The sequence below is a fragment of the Micrococcus sp. IITD107 genome (assembly GCF_041927415.1).
GTDB classification, from domain to species: domain Bacteria; phylum Actinomycetota; class Actinomycetes; order Actinomycetales; family Micrococcaceae; genus Citricoccus; species Citricoccus terreus.
Window position 1 is genome coordinate 19,231 of sequence record NZ_JBHFFN010000004.1, and the last position, 16,807, is coordinate 36,037.

The following is a 16,807-nucleotide window of genomic DNA, read 5'->3' on the forward strand; positions in this document are numbered from 1 at the left end:
GATCAGGGCGCAGGTACGACGGCGGCTCCGTCGCCGTCTCTGTCGACCTCACCTGAACTTTCCCTCACCATCCTCCCCGGACCCGAAGGAGTGGCCTGCTCATGGCCGAACTGCTCTATCGCCTCGGCTTCTCATCCTCAAAGAAGCCGTGGGCCGCGATCGTCGCGTGGATCGTGGCACTGGCCCTGTCGGTGGGCGCCTTCCTGGCGTTCTCCGGCACGCTGACCACGTCCATCACCATCCCGGGCACCCCCACCACGGAGGTGACCGACCGCCTGCAGAAGGAGTTCCCGGAGGCGGCCAACGGCTCCGGCCAGGTGGTGTTCCGCAGCGAGTCCGGCGGCGAGCTCACGCAGGACCAGCGCACCGAGATCGCTGATCTGCTCACTGAGGTGGAGGGCCTCTCCGGTGTGGACTCGGTGGTGGACCCCTTCGCCACCGACCAGATGATCGAGGACCAGCGCCAGGAGCTGGAGGACGGCAAGGCCCAACTGGCGGACGGTCAGGCCCAGATCGAGGACGGCCGGGCCCAGATCGCCGAGGCCGAGGAGCAGCTCCAGGCCTCCGAGGACCAGTTGAACTCCGGCCAGGAGCAGCTGGACGCCGGTCAGGCGCAGCTCGACGAAGCTCGCGCCCAGGCCGAGGCCGCCGGAGCACCTGCTGCCATGCTGGGTCAGCTCAATGCCCAGCAGCAGCAGCTCGACGCACAGCAGGCCCAGCTGGACCAGGGACGTGCGCAGCTCGAGCAGGGGCGCGCTCAGTTGGAGGAGCAGAAGGCCGAGTTCGAGCAGGGCGTGGCCGAGGCCGAGTCCGGCACGCAGGACTTGGAGCGCGGCGAGTCGCTGTTGACCCTTACCGAGGACTTCCGCAGCGTCTCCGAGGACGGAAGCGCCGCCGTCGGGACCATCGTCTTCACCACCCCCATGCTGGACGTGGACGCCGCTGACCAGACTGCAGTGGTGGACACCCTGAACGGGGCCGAGATCGAGGGCGTGGAGGTGCTGCCCACGCAGGGCCTGTCCCAGAGCATCCCGAGCATCGTGGGCCCAGCCGAGGTGATCGGGCTGGTCGTGGCCGGCATCGTGCTGCTGATCATGCTGGGCACCTTCGTGGCCGCCGGCCTGCCGATTCTGACCGCGCTGATCGGCGTGGGCATCGGCGCCACCGCCACCCTGGCGTTCTCCGGCGTGGTGGAGATGCTCTCCGTGACCCCGGTGCTGGGCATCATGCTCGGCCTGGCCGTGGGCATCGACTACGCGCTGTTCATCATCAACCGCCACCGCCGCCAGCTCAAGGACGGCATGCCCCTGCACGAGTCGATCGGCCTGGCCAACGGCACCTCCGGCAATGCCGTGGTGTTCGCGGGCCTGACGGTGATCATCGCGCTGGCCGCCCTGAACGTCACCGGCATCCCGTTCCTGGGCCTGATGGGCACCGTGGGCGCGGTCTGCGTGGCCGTGGCCGTGCTGATCGCCACCACGCTGACCCCGGCCCTGCTGGGCCTGGCCGGGCACCGTGTGCTGAGCCGGAAGGAGCGCTCGGCCCTGGCCGCGGCACATCCGCAGGCAGGTCTTCCCGACGACGGCTCCCTCGCCTCCCGCTCCACCCAGGCCTCCGGTGCCCTCACCGGTGCAGGTGCGGCGGCCACGGCCGAGGAGGCCGAGCTGGTGGAGCGTGGACTGCGTCAGCAGGAGCAGGCTGGTCGCGAGTCCGCCGGGTCCGCCACCCTGGCCACCGATGCCGGCCGCTCCGCTGCCGCTTCGGTGCGGGATGAGTCCGGTTCGAAGCCGGCCTCCCGTCAGCCGATGTCCACCGCCCGTGCAGTGCTGACCTCGGTGCTGGCGATCGGCATCCTCGTGGTGCTGGCCATCCCGTTCTTCTCCATGCGCCTGGGCCTGCCGGACGGCGGCTCGGAGCCGGTGGAGTCCGCCGCGCACCAGTCCTACATGACCATCGGCGAGGAGTTCGGCGAGGGCCGCAACGGTCCGCTCGTGGTCACCGCAGACCTGCCCTCCGGTCTCGACGAGGGCGAGGTCATGGACCAGCAGATCGCCGTGGGCGAGCAGCTGGCCAGCATGGACCACGTGGTCTCCGCCGTGCCTGCCGCCGTCAACGAGGACCAGTCCGTGATGATGTTCCAGGTGATTCCGGAAGAGGGCCCCAACGCCGTCTCCACCGAGGACCTGGTCAAGACCCTGCGCGGCACCGACGCCGCCGGCGAGGCCTCCAACCTGTCCGTGGCCGGCATGACCTCCGGGTTCATCGACGTCTCGGACAAGCTCTCCGATGCCCTGCCGCTCTACCTGGGGGTCGTCGTCGGGCTGTCCCTGATCATCATGGTCCTGGTGTTTCGCTCCATCCTGGTGCCGGTGATCGCCACCGGCGGGTTCATCCTCTCGGTGTTCGCCGCCATGGGCGGCGTGGTGGCCATCTACCAGTGGGGCTGGCTCTCGGACGTGTTCGGGGTGCACGACCCGGGCGCGATCCTGTCCTTCCTGCCCACCATCATGATCGGCGTGCTGTTCGGCCTGGCCATGGACTATCAGCTGTTCGTGGCCTCCGGGATGCGGGAGGCGTATGCGCACGGCTCCCGGGCACGCGTGGCCGTGGTGGAGGGCCTGCACGCAGGACGGTCCGTGGTCACGGCGGCGGCGATCATCATGATCTCCGTGTTCGGCGGGTTCATCTTCGCCGAGTCGGCGATGATCCGTCCGATCGGCTTCGGCCTGGCGTTCGGCGTGCTGGTGGACGCCTTCCTGGTCCGCCTGCTGCTGATGCCGGCCCTGATGCACCTCTTCGGCGATGCCGCCTGGTGGCTGCCGAAGTGGCTGGACAAGATCATGCCGAACGTGGACGTGGAGGGCTCGGCCCTGGAGCGCAGCCACAGCTTCGAGCACGTGGGCGACCACGAGGGTGCGGACACGGCGGCCGAGCAGCCGGCCCCGTCCGGACGCCACGCCGCCCACTGACCCTGGCGGTGGGAGCACGCTGGGCAGCTGTCCAGCTGAAGCGCTGACCAACTCAAGACACAGAGCGGGCCGACGGTGATCCACCGTCGGCCCGCTCTGCTGTCCGGAACGTTCCGGCCGGTCAGCTCCCGGACTGGTCTTTGGTGAAGCGCTCCCAGGCGGACTGCCGGGTCACCTCCAGCGCCTGACCGATTCCCGAGCCTCTGCCCACCGCACACCGCAGATACTCGCCACCGTCCTGGGCGTTCAACGGACCCTGGTCGTCGGGATCATGCCGATCAGGGCACTGCTCGCCGGCGTGGTGGGTGCCGCTATGGGCACTCCGGCCACCACGCGGCCCTGGGTGGGCTGCGCTGCCGCGGCCCTGATCCCCTGGCTCCGGCGCAGCCGCTAGGCTCAGTGCAGGTCGACGACATCGACCGACTGCCCAGCGCATCTCCTCCACCTCAGGACCAGGACGTGTTCTTCAGAGCCCGCAGCGACTCCAACTGAGTCATCTGACGCCCCACGGCCCTGCACGCCGATGTGCACGGGTCAGCGTCGACATGCTCTGATTCCGTCCACAGCTGTCCTGAGGTGACTCATGTCTTCCTTTCCATCCGCCCCTGTCCCCCGCGCGCCCGACGAACCTGGCAATCGACCACGTCGCGGCCTGCCGTTGCTCCTCTCCAATGCCGTCGATGCGTCAGGACGCCAGGGTGCGGATCTGGCTCTGGACGTCTTGGCCGTCACCATCTTGGGGGCCACCGCGGCCCAGATGGGCCTGCTCAATGCCCTGGGAACGCTGGCCTTCCTGGTGCTCGGCATTCCCATCGGCGTCCTGGTCGACCGCTCTCCCACCACTCGTCTGATCCTGAGCGCCGGTCTCACGCGTGCCGGGTTGCTTTCCACCGTGGTCCTTGCCGGATTACTGGATGCGCTGTCTTTGCCCCATCTCTACGTGGTCGCCGCCCTGGCGGGCACCGCTGGGGTGGTGACCGAGACCGCGCAGACCGCCGTCGCCCCTCGCGCGGTCGGAACGGACACGGTCGCTTCCCTGGTGGCACGCCTGCAGTCAGCCGAGTCGGTGATCGGACTGGTGGTCCCCGCAGCCGCGGGCGCGCTCGTCGCCGTCCTGGGCGCAAGCCCCACCCTGGGCCTGTCCACGGCCTTCATAGCACTCGGCGCCGTCATCGTGCTGAAGCTGACGGTTCTCCCGCCGGTTCAGATGCACCAGACGGACCAGGACTCTCGCGACGAGGCCGCCACACCTGCACGTGCATTCAGACGCTTCTTCGGTGAGGCGCGCGAGGGCTGGACCACGCTGCGTGAGATCCGCCCCCTGTGGCGCACGACGTGGGGTGTCATGGCCATCAACCTCGGCCTGGCCTCCTACTCCGCCATCGAGGTGGTGCTGATCCTCCGAGTGCTGGACCTGGGGCCCGCGGTCTTCGGCGCCCTCGTCACGGCTGGAGCGCTGGGCGGACTGACCGGCTCACTCGTGGCAGTGCCCTCGGGGACCCGGCTCGGAGTTCCGGCCGTGCTCAGAGCGTCAGTCTTGATGCTGCCTCCCGTTGCTGCCCTGACACTGGTAGCCCTGGCCGATCCAGGTCGAGCGGTCCTCTGGCTGGGTGCCGGCACCTTCCTGTGGGGCATGGTGATGGTGACGTACAACGTGCTGCTCGCTGGCCTGGCCGCCGAGCTCACACCGGGCGCTCTGATGGGGCGGGTCTCAGCCACTCGGCGGACCCTGTCCATGGGAGTGGTGCCCCTAGGAAGCATCGGCGGCGGCCTCCTGGCCGACCAGGCGGGAAGCGCCCCGGCAGTGATCGCGTGGGTTGCACTCAACGCGGTGGGGGCGGTTCTGATCCTCACGGCCCTGTCCCGTCCACGGGCGGCTGAACACTAGGCTGAGACCATGTTCTCTCGCCGTCTCGTCAAGCCCGTTCAGCCTGACCAGCTCCTGCCGCGCCTTCAGCAGGCGCCCACGGAGCACACCGCCCCCACCACGCAGTCCTTCGTGCCGGAGGCGGGCGGCTCCGTGCTGGTCATGCTCACCCCTGACCGGGCGTCCGGCGCCGTCACCGCGCAGGTCAAGGATCCCCGGCTGCCGGCGTTGACTGTGACCGACCAGGGCGTCACGCGCGGCGACGGCATCTTCGAGACCATGATGGCCACCCCCGGCCAGGGTCAGGACGGCGCTGGGTTCCACCTGCGCAAGTCCGCCGCCCACCTGGCCCGGCTCGCCGCTTCCGCCGAGGCCACCCAGATCCCGGTCCCGTCCGAGCAGGACTGGCGTGACGGGATCGCCGCGGGGTTGGAGGCCTTCGCCGCCGGCAATCCTGGCCGGGCCGCCGTCGTGAAGCTGGTGGCCACCCGCGGGCCGGAGGCCGCTCCGGGAGGCGGCCACTATGGAGGAGGGCTCGATGCCGGCGGGCTGGATCCCAGCACGCCGCCTGGTCCCGCGCGGGTGGAGCAGCTGACGGGCACCTACTGGGCACTGGTCTCGCCGGTGTCCGAGGCCTCGAGCCATGCCCGTGACGCCGGACTGAAGGTGCTGCTGCTGGACCGCGGATATGAGTCCGGCGTGCAGGAGCGGGCGCCGTGGCTGTTGCTGGGCGCCAAGACGCTGAGCTATGCGGTGAACATGGCCGCCATGCGTCACGCCAAGTCCCAGGGAGCGGATGATGTCATCTTCACCTCCTCGGACGGCAAGGTTTTGGAGGGCCCCACCTCCACCGTGCTGATGGCCCGGCGCGTGCCGCGAGCGGGCGGCACCCAAGGCGTGGAGCTGATCACCCCGTTGCGGCGCAACGGCATCCTGCCCGGCACCAGCCAGGGCGTGATCTTCGCCGCGGCCGAGCGCGCCGGCTGGGAGCTGGGCTACGGGCCGCTGGTGCCGGACGACCTGATGGACGCGGACGGACTGTGGCTGGTGTCCTCGGTCCGACTCGTGGCCCCGGTGACCCACCTGGACGGAGTGGAGCTGACCGTGGACCACGAACTCACCGAGCAGCTCTCCGCGTTCCTCGCCGAGGACCTGGACCCGGGCTCGCACGGCCCCGTGGACTGAGCGGAGACCGCTGGGTCAGGCCCAGATTAGGTTCCAGGAGCCCGTGGCCACGGAGAGTCCGGCGGCCAGGACGGCGAGCGCGATCCCGCCCAGGATCACCCAGGCGTCCAGGGCGGTGAACCGGGACTCCCGTGCCCAGGTCCGCTCCCCTGCCCCGAATCCGCGGGCCTCCATGGTCACGGCGAGCCGGGTGGCACGGCGGATGGCCTGCACCAGCAGCGCGAACGCCTGCCCCAGCCAGGACCCGGTCCGGTGGAACAGGTTGCCGTCCGTCCCCACCCCGCGGGCCCGCCGGGCGTAGCCCACGGTCCGCCACTCCTCGGTCAGCACGGCCAGCAGCCGGAACGCTGCCAGGGAGCCCAGCACGAACCGCGCCGGCAGCTTGGCCTTCTGGGAGAGGGCGTCGGCCAGGTCGGTGGGGTCGGTGGTGATGAACACCATCACGCCCGGCAGGGCCACCGCCAGAATGCGCAGGCCCGTGGCCAGGCCGGCCATGACCGACCCTTCGGAGAGCGTCACCGGTCCGGCCGCGACCAGCGTGGCACCGGAGTCCTCCCCCACCAGGGCGGTCCCCCAGGCGGAGACCAGAGCGGCCAGCACCAGGATCCAGGCTCGGCGCAGGAACTCCAGCGGACGGATCCCGGACACCGGCAGCAGCGCCACCGCGGCCAGCAGCACGATCCCGGAGGACACCCAGTCCATGGACGCCACCAGCACACCCGTGACCGGCAACAGCGCCAGCAGCTTGGCCAGCGGATTGGCCCGCTCCAGCAGGGACGCCCGCTGGGGGCGGGACGGCGCGGCGGGGTCGAACGGCACACCCTGGTCCGAGGGCATGGCCCCGGCAGGGAACACGGCGGTCATCTCAGCGCCACCACCCTCGCGTCCAGCACGTCGATGAAGTCCCGATCGTGCGTCACCGCCACCACGGATCTCCCTTCAGCCACCAGCCGCCGCAGCAGCCCGGTCAGCACCGCCCAGGTGTTCGCGTCCTGCCCGAAGGTGGGCTCGTCCAGGAACACCAGGTCCGGCCCGGCGGCCAGGACGGTGGCCACCGAGAGCCGCCGCTTCTCCCCGCCGGAGAGGGTGAACGGGTTCATCTCCCCCAGGTGGGTCAGCCCCAGCAGCTCCAGCAGGTCATCGGCCATCTGCTCGGCCTCCTCGTCGGTGAACAGGCGCTCCCCGGACCGCGGATCCCGTGCGTGCTGCGGCCCGTAGAGGATCTCCTTGCGCACGGTGGTGGTCACGAACTGGTGCTCCGGCTCCTGGAACACCGTCCCCACGCGGCTGACCAGATCGGCGGCCTTCCACCGGAACGGGTCATCCGGCAGATCCGCTCCCCGCGGGCCCTTCAGGGCGGCCCCAGCGGCCAGCGTCCCGGCATGCACGGGGATCAGCCCGGCCAGGGACAGCAGCAGCGTGGACTTCCCTGCCCCATTGGGACCGGTCACCACGACGGCGCTGCCTCCGTCCAGCTCCACGTCCAGGTCGGTCTGCGCGGGGGCGGGCGGCGCGGAGAAGCGTCGACGCCAGCCGGGCGTGCGCGGCTCACGGGAGACGGACAGCCCGGTCCCGGTGAGCAGCACGGCGCTGCTCGATGCGTCGGAGACCGACGATGAGCCGGGGTCGTGCTCGTCAGAGTGCTCCACCACGCGGCGCAGGGCACGGGACTCCAGCTCCACGGGTTCGGGCACATACCCTGGGACCCAGATCCCGGCCGCGGCCAGCTCGTCCCGCACGGGCCCGGGGGCCAGCAGCTCCGCGGGGGCGGCATCATGGCTGATCCCGCCGGCCGGCTCCAACACCAGCATCCGGTCCACGTGCTCGGCCCAGACGTCCAGCCGGTGCTCCACCACCACCAGGGTGGCCCCGGTGCGCTCGACCAGTCGCATCACGGCGTCCCGCACCTCCAGCACTCCCTCGGGGTCGAGGTTGGCGGTGGGCTCATCCAGCAGGACCAGCGGCGGGCGCATGGCCAGGATCCCGGCCAGGGCCATCCGCTGCTTCTGTCCGCCGGAGAGCCGGGAGGTGTCCCGGTCCAGGGTGATGCCCTCCTCCGGGCCGAGGCCGACCTCCTGCAGGGCGCCCCGCACACGGTCCCAGATCTCCGCCCGGGGCACGCACAGGTTCTCCGCCCCGAACGCCACGTCATCTCCCACGCGGGAGAGGATCACCTGAGACTCCGGGTCCTGCTGGACCAGTCCGGCCACCCCGCGCTGCTGACCAGCGGGGATGTCCTCGATCAGCAGCGTCCCGGTCTGCTCGGACTCCTCGTCCCCACCGTCCAGCACCCCGGCCAGGGCATGCAGCACGGTGGACTTGCCCGCACCGGAGGGACCCACCAGCAGCACGCGCTGCCCGGCGGGGATGTCCATCTCCAGTCCGTCCACCGCCGGACGGTCCCGCCCGGCGTGCTTCCAGCCCCATCCCTGGGCCTGCACCCGCGCCCCGCGCGGAACCGCCGCCGGGGCGCAGTGGTGAGGGGCCGTCGTCGGGAAGCCGGGGGTCTGTTCGGCACCGATGATGGCCACCGATCAGACCACAGGTTCCTGATGTGCCCGGCGCGAGGCCAGGGCGGAGAGGGCACCGGTGGCGGCCAGTCCGCGCGTGGCCAGCCAGGAGAGCAGGCCGGCGATGATCACGCCCGAGACAGCCATGAACGCCACGTAGATCAGCTTCCACTCGAAGGTGTACTCGGGGAACCAGTTGAAGATCAGGGCGTCGTTGATGCCGCCCAGGATGCCGGTCAGCAGACCCGCCAGCAGGGCGACGGGCAGGGTGAAGCGGCGGTAGAGGAACAGCAGCAGGATGATCTCCGCGCCCAGGCCCTGGACGAATCCGGAGGCCAGCACCGTCAGGCCGAACTGGGAGCCCAGCAGGGCCGAGACCGCGGCGGCGACCATCTCGGTGAACAGAGCCGCACCGGGCTTGCGGATCAGCAGCCCGCCCAGGACCGCGGGGAACAGCCACATCCCGGCGACCAGGCCGGAGGAGGGCGGGAAGGCCACGAACAGTCCGCCGATGCCGGCGTAGGCCAGGTTCCAGGCCCAGAAGATCACGCCGCAGGCCACGGCGACGACGGCCGCGACCACGATGTCCACCACGCGCCAGGAGCGCTGGGCCGGGCGGGCGGTGGTGCTGGTGGTTGTGGTGCTCGTGGGCGACGCGGTGCGGTCGCGGGGTGCGCTCGGTGCGCTCATGGTGGTCCTCCTCAGGATCAAGGAGGGGATGGGCTGGTCACCGGTGCGGTGACAGCTCAGTGAGAACTCGACTTCCTCCACCGGTCCTAACCGGGTCAGGTTCGAGGGTCTGCGCCGGGCGCACTCTCAGCGCCGGTGTGGCGCTCCCCTGTCGTTGTCCAGACAGCATAGGCCACCGGACCGGTCTGGGCGATCCGGATGACGACACAGCACGGTGACCCGGCGGTAGGCTGATCCTCGGACAAGGCACGTGCCCACGACCAGCCAGGAGGACACCCCATGAACAACGTTCTGCAGAAGCTCATCGCCACCGGCATCACCATCGGCGGCGGCATCATCGGTACCAAGCTGGTGGAGTTCGGCTGGAAGGCCATCACCGGCCACGACGCCCCCAAGGACCTGGACGACACCGAGGCCAACATGTGGAGTGCGATCACCTTCGCCACCATCTCGGCAGGCATCTCCGCGATGATCCGCGTGGCCTCCAAGCGCGGCGCGGCCTCGGCCATGGACAAGCTGGCCGCTCAGTCCAACTCGGCCAAGCGGCTGGGCCGCGGCGAGGTCTGATCCGCACCGCACCCACCAGGTGCCGGACCCACAGGGTCCACGACTCAGGGCCAGCCCGGCTCAGAGAGTCTCTCAGTAGCCGTCGTTGCGGTCCTGCCGCGGCACGGACTGCTGGTCTGAGGCCTTCTCCGCGGGCTGGCCTTCGTCGTCCTGACGGGTGACCACATCGGACAGCTCATCCACGTAGAGCAGGTCCCTGTTCAGGTGCTTGGTGCGGTAGCTGGCCCGTCCCACCAGGTGGGCGGACACCGGGGCGGTGAGCATCTGCAGCACCCAGGCCAGCAGCAGCACCGGGATCCACACCCAGGCGCGCCAGGCGAAGGCCAGCGCCAGCAGCATCAGCAGCAGGCCGAGCACCTGGGGCTTGGTGCCCGCATGCATTCGGCTCAGCTGATCCGGGAAGCGCAGCAGGCCGATGCCGGCGATGGTGGACAGGCTCGCGCCGAGGATCAGCAGCACGGCGGCGATGCTGTCGGTCAGGACCACCCAGGCATTCGAGTCGAGCTCAAGCATCAGCTGGTCTCCTTCCGACGGTCAGCCACGAAGCGGGACACCGTCACCGAACCCACGAAGCCGATCACCGAGGCCACCACCACGAACACGATGTTGCTGGTGTGGTGGTTCAGTGCCATCTCCACGCACAGGGCGGAGGAGACGATGATCAACAGCACGTCGGTGGCGACCACGCGGTCCAGGATGGACGGTCCCTTGGCGATCCGATAGATGGCTCCGGCCGCTCCGGCGGTGAGCAGCACCAGGCATACCACGGCGGCGATCTGCATCAGGCTCATGCGGACTCCTCCTCGGTTTGCCGATTCCGCCGGGTGTCTGCGCCGCGCTCGCCCTCACGCACCAGCTCCAGGTCCTCCCGGGAGCCGATGGCCCGGATGATGGCGGCCTCGGTGGCCAGCGCCTCCTCGCGGAAGTGCTCGACCTCCTCCTCGTTGGTCACGTCCAGGCAGTGCAGGTACAGGGTGGAGGAGGGCCGGTCCACGTCGATCACCAGGGACCCGGGGATCAGGGCCAGTGCGTGCCCGGTGAGGGTGACGATCAGGTCGTCATGGGAGCGCAGGTGCACCGCCACCACGGAGTTGACGATCTTCGGTCCCAGCGAGATGGCATCCCAGGCCACGGCGATCGAGGCGGTGATGATCCGGCCGATGAACCGGGCGGTGAACACCAGCACGTACCAGAGGTTGATCCGACCGCTGAACTTCACCCGGGGAAGTCGGTAGAACCAGAGGATCACCAGCGAGTAGAGCGCGCCCATCAGGAGCACCCCGGGACTGAAGTCCTGCCAGAGTGCACCCCAGACCAGGGCCAGCCCGATCAGCAGGGGCCACTGGCTCCAGACGGACAGGCGCTCGTCCTCGCTGTCCTGATCCTGGTGGGCGGAGGCCTCCGCCGCGGTAGGACGTGTCTGGTCGGTCATGGCTGCACCCCCTCGTCGGTGTCGTTCTCGGTGTCCACCGGTTCACCGGAGCTGTCATCGTCTCCGCCAGACTCGCCGGGACGCGTGCCGGTGTCCTGGCCGTCGCTGTCCACGGGAGCTTCCAGGCCCTGGCCGTTGCCCGGGCCCACGCTGCCGTCGTCGGTCCGGTTGATGCCCTGCTCGTCCAGAAGCTCCAGATCGCGTTCGGCCTTGGCGGCGGCCTCCGGGCCGAGGACGGCCTCGATGTACGGGGTGCGGGCCAGCATGTCCCGGGCGGCCTGGTCCGAGAGGTTGTAGAGCGGTCCGGCGACGACCGTGAATGCCACGCCCAAGGACACCAGACCGACGGTGGGAACCAGCATGCCGGCCGCGACCCGGCGGCGGCCGGTGCGCTCCTCCCGGTCCTGATTGGCGGCGTTGGTCAGCTTGGCCGGAGGGTGCTCGACGTCCTCCACCTTGCGCCAGAACGCGCGCGCCCAGACGCGGACCATGACCAGCAGGGTCAGCAGGGAGGTCAGCACGGAGGCTCCCACCAGCACCCAGGCCAGCGGGGTGCCCAGGCCCACGCCGGCGGTCATCAGGCCGATCTTGCCCAAGAAGCCGGAGAACGGCGGGATGCCCGCCAGGTTCATGGCCGGGATGAAGAACAGGACCGCGATGATCGGGGAGACGCGCGCCAGGCCGCCGAGCCGGTCCATGTTGGCGGTGCCGGCCCGCTGTTCGATCAGTCCGGTCACCAGGAACAGTGAGGTCTGCACGGTGATGTGGTGGACCACATAGAAGACGGTGGCGCCCAACCCCAGCACCGAGGAGACCGCCAGACCGAAGATCATGAAGCCGATGTGCGAGACCAGGGTGAAGGAGAGCACACGTTTGATGTCGTTCTGCGCCAGCGCACCCAGGATGCCCACGATCATCGTCAGGGCGGCGACCACCATGAGCAGGTTGTTCACCCGGTCCCCCGGGAAGAGCAGGGTCTCGGTCCGGACGATCGCGTACACACCGACCTTGGTCAGCAGTCCGGCGAACACGGCGGTGACCGGCGCCGGCGCGGTGGGGTAGGAGTCCGGCAGCCAGAACGAGAGCGGGAAGACCGCCGCCTTGATGCCGAAGCCGACCAGCAGCATCAGGTGCAGCACCATCTGCAGGTCCGGGTCCAGATCGGCCAGCTTGACGGCCAGGTCAGCCATGTTCACGGTGCCGGTGGCGCCGTAGATCATGGCGATGGCGATCAGGAAGATGACCGAGGAGATCACCGAGACCACCACGTACGTCACACCCGCGCGAACACGCGGACCGGTGCCGCCCAGCGTGAGCAGCACATAGGACGCGGTCAGCAGGATCTCGAAGCCGACGTAGAGGTTGAACAGGTCGCCGGCCAGGAACGCGTTGGAGACACCGGCCACCAGGATCAGGTAGGTGGGGTGGAAGATCGAGACGGGCCCGCCCTGGTCGGTGTCCGTCACGCCCTGGGCGGAGGCGTAGACCAGCACCGCCAGCACGATGGCCGAGGAGACCACCAGCATCAGCGCAGAGAACCGGTCCACAACCATCGAGATGCCCCACGGGGACTCCCAGCCGCCGATGAACACGGCGGTGGCCCCGGTGTCCCAGGTGTCGGCCAGCAGCAGGCACTCCAGGATCAGCGTCACGGTCATGGTGACCACGGTGACGGTGATCTGCACGCGCGGTTTGCGCACCATCATGAAGGCGGCAGCCGCACCCAGGATGGGCAGCAGCACCGCCAGCGGCGCCAGGGAGACGAGGTTCATGGTCACGTCCGGTCTCCCTTCTGGTCGTCGGTGGTGTCATAGCCGGGCCCGCTCACACCGTGGACTCCCGGACGGGCCCCGGGGCTGCCGGGCCGTTCGTCCTCCTCGGGGTGATGGTCGTCGTCGTGCCCCTCCTCCTGCCGGCCGGGCCGGGAGGTGACGGACACGGTGCCATCGGCTTGGTGTTTGACAGTCAGGGCGCCGGTGGCCGGGTTCAGGGCCGTGGCGTGCTCGTAGTCGGCGTTGGGGTCCTCGTCCTCGTCCAGGAACTCGGAGGTCTCCTCCTGCAGCTCGGCGTCATCCTCGGCGTCGAAGGAGGGCTGCTCGGCGACCTTGACGTCCTCGGTGTCCACCTGGACCTCGTCGCGGCGGCCCAGCTTCCAGGAGCGGTAGATCATGCCGAGCATGAAGGCCGTGACGGCGAAGGAGATGACGATGGCCGTCAGGGTCAGCGCCTGCGGCAGCGGATCCGAGTACTCGGAGGGGTCCACCCCGTCCACCACGATCGGGGGCCGGCCGGGAGGGCCGGACATGACCAGGATCAGCACATTGGTGGCATTGGTGATCAGCATCATCCCCAGCAGCACACGGGTCAGGGTGCGCTCCAGGAGCAGATAGATCCCTCCGGCGTACATCACGCCCATCACGAGCAGCAGCAGGAAGTTCACGGTCATGACTGGGACCTCCCGGCGGTCTCGCTGGAGACGGCGCCCTGAGGCTTGCTGGAGGCCCGACGACGACGGTCGGCTTCAGCGCGGGCGCTGGCATCGGCTTCGGAGCGGCGGTCGACCTCGGAGCCCAACGAGCGCAGGACGTCGATCACCAGGCCGATGACCACCAGGTAGACGCCGATGTCGAAGATGGTCGCGCTGACCAGCTTCACGTCACCCAGGATGGGCAGCCAGAACTCGACGATGGCGGACTGGAAGACCTGTCCTCCGAAGAACAGCGGGGCCACTCCGGACAGGGCGGCGACCGCCAGGCCGGAGCCCAGCAGCACGCCGGCCGGGATCGGCATGGCCTGCTCCAGCTCGTACCGGCCACCTGCCAGATAGCGGATGGCCAGGGCCAGACCGGCCAGCAGGCCGCCGGCGAAGCCTCCACCGGGGGTGTTGTGTCCGGCCAGCAGCAGGTAGAGCGAGAGCAGGATGATCACGTGGAACAGCAGTCGGGTGATGACCTCGAAGATGATCGAGCGACGCTCGGGCGCCAGGGTGCGGCCGGCCACCAGCCACTGGTCCCGGTCCACGATGGCAAACCGGCGCACGGTCTCCAGTTCCTCGGGCTCCAGGGGGCCGTCAGCGGTGTAGCGCCCGACCGAGCCGGTCTTGACCTCAGTCAGCTCACGGCGGCGACGATCGCGCTGCTGGATGAAGATCAGCGAAGCCACACCGGTGGCGGCAGCGGCCAGCACAGTGAGCTCACCGAAGGTGTCCCAGGCACGGATGTCCACCAGGAGCACGTTGACGATGTTGGTGCCCCCTCCGCCCTCGTAGGCCATCTCCGCCATGTCCAGGGAGATCGGGGCGGCCACGCGGGAGCTCAGCGCCGTGGCGCCGACCCAGATCATGACCAGGCCGAAGGCGACGCCGAGCAGGGCACGGGCCCACCGGTAGTCCTGGCGGTTGCGGGTGTACCACCCCGCGGGCAGCACCCGCAGACCCAGCACCAGCGCCACCAGCACGATGGACTCCACCAGCAGTTGGGTCAGGGCCAGATCCGGTGCGCCGGCCAGGGCGAAGATCCCGGCCAGGCCGTAGCCGACCACGGAGATCAGCAGCACCGCCATGAAGCGCTTGCGGGCGCGGATGGCGGCGATCACCGCGACCATCATGGCGATGCCGATCACCAGCTGACCGCCGTGCTGGGCCCAGACCCAGTCGGCCGAGAAGGCCACCTGGGTCAGCGGAATGGTGTCCCCGTCCTTCTCCTGGGGGAAGAGCAGGGCGATCAGCGGGGCCAGGACGGCCACCGAGAGGATGATGAACAGGTAGAAGCCCAGGGAGCCTCGCTGGGTGCGTCCGGTCACCCACACGGCGACGTCGTCCACGCGGCGCAGGATGGTCCGGTAGCCGCGCTGGGCGTCCAGCCAGCCGGGGACTGCGGCCTGGAACTGGGCGACCGGGTTCTTGGCCCAGAACAGGACCAGGCCGAGGACGATGATGGCCATCGACAGGCCCAGCACCGGGGTCAGACCGTGCCAGATGGCCAGGTAGAGCGGCTTGTCCGCGTCCGGCAGCGGTGCCGCAGAGGCAGCGAAGGAGTCCAGCAGGGGCGCGACCAGACCGGGCACGAAGGCCAGCAGGATGCCGGCCACAGCCAGCACGATCGACGGGCTGAGCTGCCCGGCACTGACCGGGGTGTGGAAGGCGGTGTCCTGGACCGCGCGGATGCCCTGATCGGTCTCCACCCGCTTGGTGGCGAAGGCACCCCACATGAACCGTGCGGTGTAGGCCACGGTCAGGACCGAGCCCAGGGCCACGCCGATCAGCGGAAGCCAGGCCCACAGGCTCATCCAGACATCTCCACCGGCACCGTGCTCACCCCAGAGCACCAGCGAGTCCAGGACGGACTCCTTGGCCACGAAGCCCAGCAGCGGCGGCAGTCCAGCCATCGAAGCAGAGCAGAGCAGGGCGGTGAGGAAGAGCCAGCGGTGGGTGCGGTGCAGCCCGGAGAGCTTGGCCAGATCACGGGTGCCGGTCTCGTGGTCGATCACGCCGACGATCATGAACAGCGGCGCCTTGAACAGGGAGTGGGCCAGCAGCATGGCCAGTCCGGCCATGGCCGCATCCCGGTTGCCCAGACCGTTGGCCAGCAGCAGGAAGCCCAGCTGGGAGACGGTGCCGTAGGCCAGGATCAGTTTGATGTCGGTCTGCCGCAGGGCCCGCCAGCCACCGACGAGCATGGTCCAGAGGCCGATGGCGATCACGATGACCTGCCAGGTGCCTGACTCGGCGAAGCCGGGGGCCATCCGGGCCACCAGGTAGATGCCGGCCTTGACCATGGCGGCAGCGTGCAGATAGGCCGAGACCGGCGTGGGGGCGGCCATGGCGGCAGGCAGCCAGAAGTGGAAGGGCACCTGGGCGGACTTGGTCAGTGCCCCGATCAGCACCAGGACCAGGGCCCACTCCATGAACGCACCGGCGCGCTCTCCCGTGAGCAGGTCCGGTCCGGCGGCCACGATCTGGGAGAGGCGGTAGGTGCCGGCCGCCTGGCCCAGCATGATCAGGCCCACCAGCATGGCCAATCCGCCGAAGGTGGTGACGATCAGCGCCTGGATGGCCGAGCGACGGGCGAAGATGCGGTGACCGGCGTAGCCGATCAGCAGGAAGGAGAGCACCGAGGTGATCTCCCAGAACGTGTAGAGGATCATCAGGTCATCGGTGGTGACCAGACCCCACATGGCGCCAGCGAAGGCCAGCAACTGGGCGCCGAAGGTGGCGTTGCGCGGCTCGTGGTGGATGAAGTACCGGGCACAGTAGGCCAGCACCAGGGCGCCCACGCCGAGCACAATCAGTCCCATGAAGGCCGAGAGCGCATCCAGCCGGAAGGTCAGGGAGATGCCCAGGTCCGGGATCCACGCGAAGGACTCGACCAGTCCTGCACTCTCCTGGGGCGCGGCACCGGAGTTGACCCGATGCTGGGCCTCGATGACAGCCGGGAGCTGGAACAGCAGCCACACGAACCCTGCAGCGGGAACCGCGGCCAGGACATAGAATCCGTTGCGCTCAGTCCGGCGGAAGATCAGCGGTGCCACCAGTGCCACGGCGAAGAGCGCGATGAGCACAGTCAGCACAGGGCGTCCTCCGAACGTT

The 16,807-nt window shown here is 69.6% G+C and carries 13 protein-coding genes and 1 riboswitch; of the genes, 4 read left to right on the forward strand and 9 right to left on the reverse strand.

Going from position 1 to position 16,807, the window contains the following annotated elements; genetic code table 11:
• Positions 1–101 precede the first annotated feature (101 nt).
• From ACEXHE_RS08400 to ACEXHE_RS08410, 3 genes are all read left to right on the forward strand, one after another.
• Entirely contained in the window at positions 102–2,969 is a 2,868-nt protein-coding gene (locus ACEXHE_RS08400; protein ID WP_374785466.1) for an MMPL family transporter, read from the forward strand.
• 583 nt (positions 2,970–3,552) lie between these two features.
• Positions 3,553–4,857, forward strand: coding sequence for an MFS transporter (locus ACEXHE_RS08405; RefSeq protein ID WP_374785467.1), 1,305 nt, complete (start codon positions 3,553–3,555; stop codon positions 4,855–4,857).
• 141 nt (positions 4,858–4,998) lie between these two features.
• Entirely contained in the window at positions 4,999–6,021 is a 1,023-nt protein-coding gene (locus tag ACEXHE_RS08410) for an aminotransferase class IV (protein WP_374785628.1), read from the forward strand.
• Between the two features lie 15 nt (positions 6,022–6,036).
• Here ACEXHE_RS08410 and ACEXHE_RS08415 read toward each other — a convergent pair whose 3' ends face one another.
• From ACEXHE_RS08415 to ACEXHE_RS08425, 3 genes are read right to left on the reverse strand one after another with little or no spacing between them, the layout of a single operon-like run.
• Positions 6,037–6,858: an energy-coupling factor transporter transmembrane component T family protein gene (locus tag ACEXHE_RS08415; RefSeq protein ID WP_374785629.1), complete on the reverse strand. Its 822-nt coding sequence runs from the start codon at positions 6,856–6,858 to the stop codon at positions 6,037–6,039.
• 23 nt (positions 6,859–6,881) lie between these two features.
• Entirely contained in the window at positions 6,882–8,552 is a 1,671-nt protein-coding gene (locus ACEXHE_RS08420; RefSeq protein ID WP_374785468.1) for an ABC transporter ATP-binding protein, read from the reverse strand.
• Between the two features lie 3 nt (positions 8,553–8,555).
• On the reverse strand, positions 8,556–9,221 hold the full coding sequence (locus ACEXHE_RS08425; protein WP_091695829.1) for an ECF transporter S component: 666 nt from the start codon (positions 9,219–9,221) through the stop codon (positions 8,556–8,558).
• A gap of 55 nt (positions 9,222–9,276) precedes the next feature.
• Positions 9,277–9,381: riboswitch (TPP riboswitch) on the reverse strand.
• A 119-nt stretch (positions 9,382–9,500) separates the two neighbouring features.
• Here ACEXHE_RS08425 and ACEXHE_RS08430 point away from each other — a divergent pair.
• Positions 9,501–9,788 (forward strand): DUF4235 domain-containing protein, encoded by a 288-nt coding sequence (locus tag ACEXHE_RS08430; RefSeq protein WP_374785469.1) that lies wholly within the window; start codon positions 9,501–9,503, stop codon positions 9,786–9,788.
• Positions 9,789–9,860: 72 nt separating this feature from the next.
• On the opposite strand, the gene mnhG is transcribed toward ACEXHE_RS08430, so the two are convergent.
• Genes mnhG through ACEXHE_RS08460 form a run of 6 tightly spaced genes read right to left on the reverse strand, consistent with a single transcriptional unit; the run spans position 9,861 to position 16,788 of the window.
• Complete coding sequence (gene mnhG / locus ACEXHE_RS08435) at positions 9,861–10,301, reverse strand: monovalent cation/H(+) antiporter subunit G (RefSeq protein ID WP_091695825.1); 441 nt, start codon at positions 10,299–10,301, stop codon at positions 9,861–9,863.
• Positions 10,301–10,579, reverse strand: a complete 279-nt coding sequence (locus tag ACEXHE_RS08440; protein WP_091695823.1) for a monovalent cation/H+ antiporter complex subunit F — start codon at positions 10,577–10,579, stop codon at positions 10,301–10,303. The genes mnhG and ACEXHE_RS08440 overlap by 1 nt, the downstream gene beginning before the upstream one ends.
• The gene (locus ACEXHE_RS08445) at positions 10,576–11,220 is read right to left on the reverse strand and encodes a Na+/H+ antiporter subunit E (protein WP_091695821.1); all 645 of its coding nucleotides are present in this window, start codon (positions 11,218–11,220) and stop codon (positions 10,576–10,578) included. Before ACEXHE_RS08445 ends, ACEXHE_RS08440 begins: the two co-directional genes overlap by 4 nt.
• Positions 11,217–12,992, reverse strand: a complete 1,776-nt coding sequence (locus ACEXHE_RS08450; protein WP_374785630.1) for a Na+/H+ antiporter subunit D — start codon at positions 12,990–12,992, stop codon at positions 11,217–11,219. Before ACEXHE_RS08450 ends, ACEXHE_RS08445 begins: the two co-directional genes overlap by 4 nt.
• A gap of 2 nt (positions 12,993–12,994) precedes the next feature.
• On the reverse strand, positions 12,995–13,666 hold the full coding sequence (locus ACEXHE_RS08455) for a Na(+)/H(+) antiporter subunit C (protein WP_091695816.1): 672 nt from the start codon (positions 13,664–13,666) through the stop codon (positions 12,995–12,997).
• A complete protein-coding gene (locus tag ACEXHE_RS08460; RefSeq protein WP_374785470.1) occupies positions 13,663–16,788 on the reverse strand; it encodes a Na+/H+ antiporter subunit A in 3,126 nt (1,041 codons plus the stop codon). The genes ACEXHE_RS08455 and ACEXHE_RS08460 overlap by 4 nt, the downstream gene beginning before the upstream one ends.
• Positions 16,789–16,807 lie beyond the last annotated feature (19 nt).

Bases quoted from the DNA above. Each gene is read 5' to 3' on its own strand.
- ACEXHE_RS08400 (WP_374785466.1), top strand. From the start codon at position 102: ATGGCCGAACTGCTCTATCGCCTCGGCTTCTCATCCTCAAAGAAGCCG.
- ACEXHE_RS08405 (WP_374785467.1), top strand. From the start codon at position 3,553: ATGTCTTCCTTTCCATCCGCCCCTGTCCCCCGCGCGCCCGACGAACCT.
- ACEXHE_RS08410 (WP_374785628.1), top strand. From the start codon at position 4,999: ATGCTCACCCCTGACCGGGCGTCCGGCGCCGTCACCGCGCAGGTCAAG.
- ACEXHE_RS08415 (WP_374785629.1), bottom strand. From the start codon at position 6,858: ATGCCCTCGGACCAGGGTGTGCCGTTCGACCCCGCCGCGCCGTCCCGC.
- ACEXHE_RS08425 (WP_091695829.1), bottom strand. From the start codon at position 9,221: ATGAGCGCACCGAGCGCACCCCGCGACCGCACCGCGTCGCCCACGAGC.
- ACEXHE_RS08430 (WP_374785469.1), top strand. From the start codon at position 9,501: ATGAACAACGTTCTGCAGAAGCTCATCGCCACCGGCATCACCATCGGC.
- mnhG (WP_091695825.1), bottom strand. From the start codon at position 10,301: ATGCTTGAGCTCGACTCGAATGCCTGGGTGGTCCTGACCGACAGCATC.
- ACEXHE_RS08440 (WP_091695823.1), bottom strand. From the start codon at position 10,579: ATGAGCCTGATGCAGATCGCCGCCGTGGTATGCCTGGTGCTGCTCACC.
- ACEXHE_RS08445 (WP_091695821.1), bottom strand. From the start codon at position 11,220: ATGACCGACCAGACACGTCCTACCGCGGCGGAGGCCTCCGCCCACCAG.
- ACEXHE_RS08450 (WP_374785630.1), bottom strand. From the start codon at position 12,992: ATGAACCTCGTCTCCCTGGCGCCGCTGGCGGTGCTGCTGCCCATCCTG.
- ACEXHE_RS08455 (WP_091695816.1), bottom strand. From the start codon at position 13,666: ATGACCGTGAACTTCCTGCTGCTGCTCGTGATGGGCGTGATGTACGCC.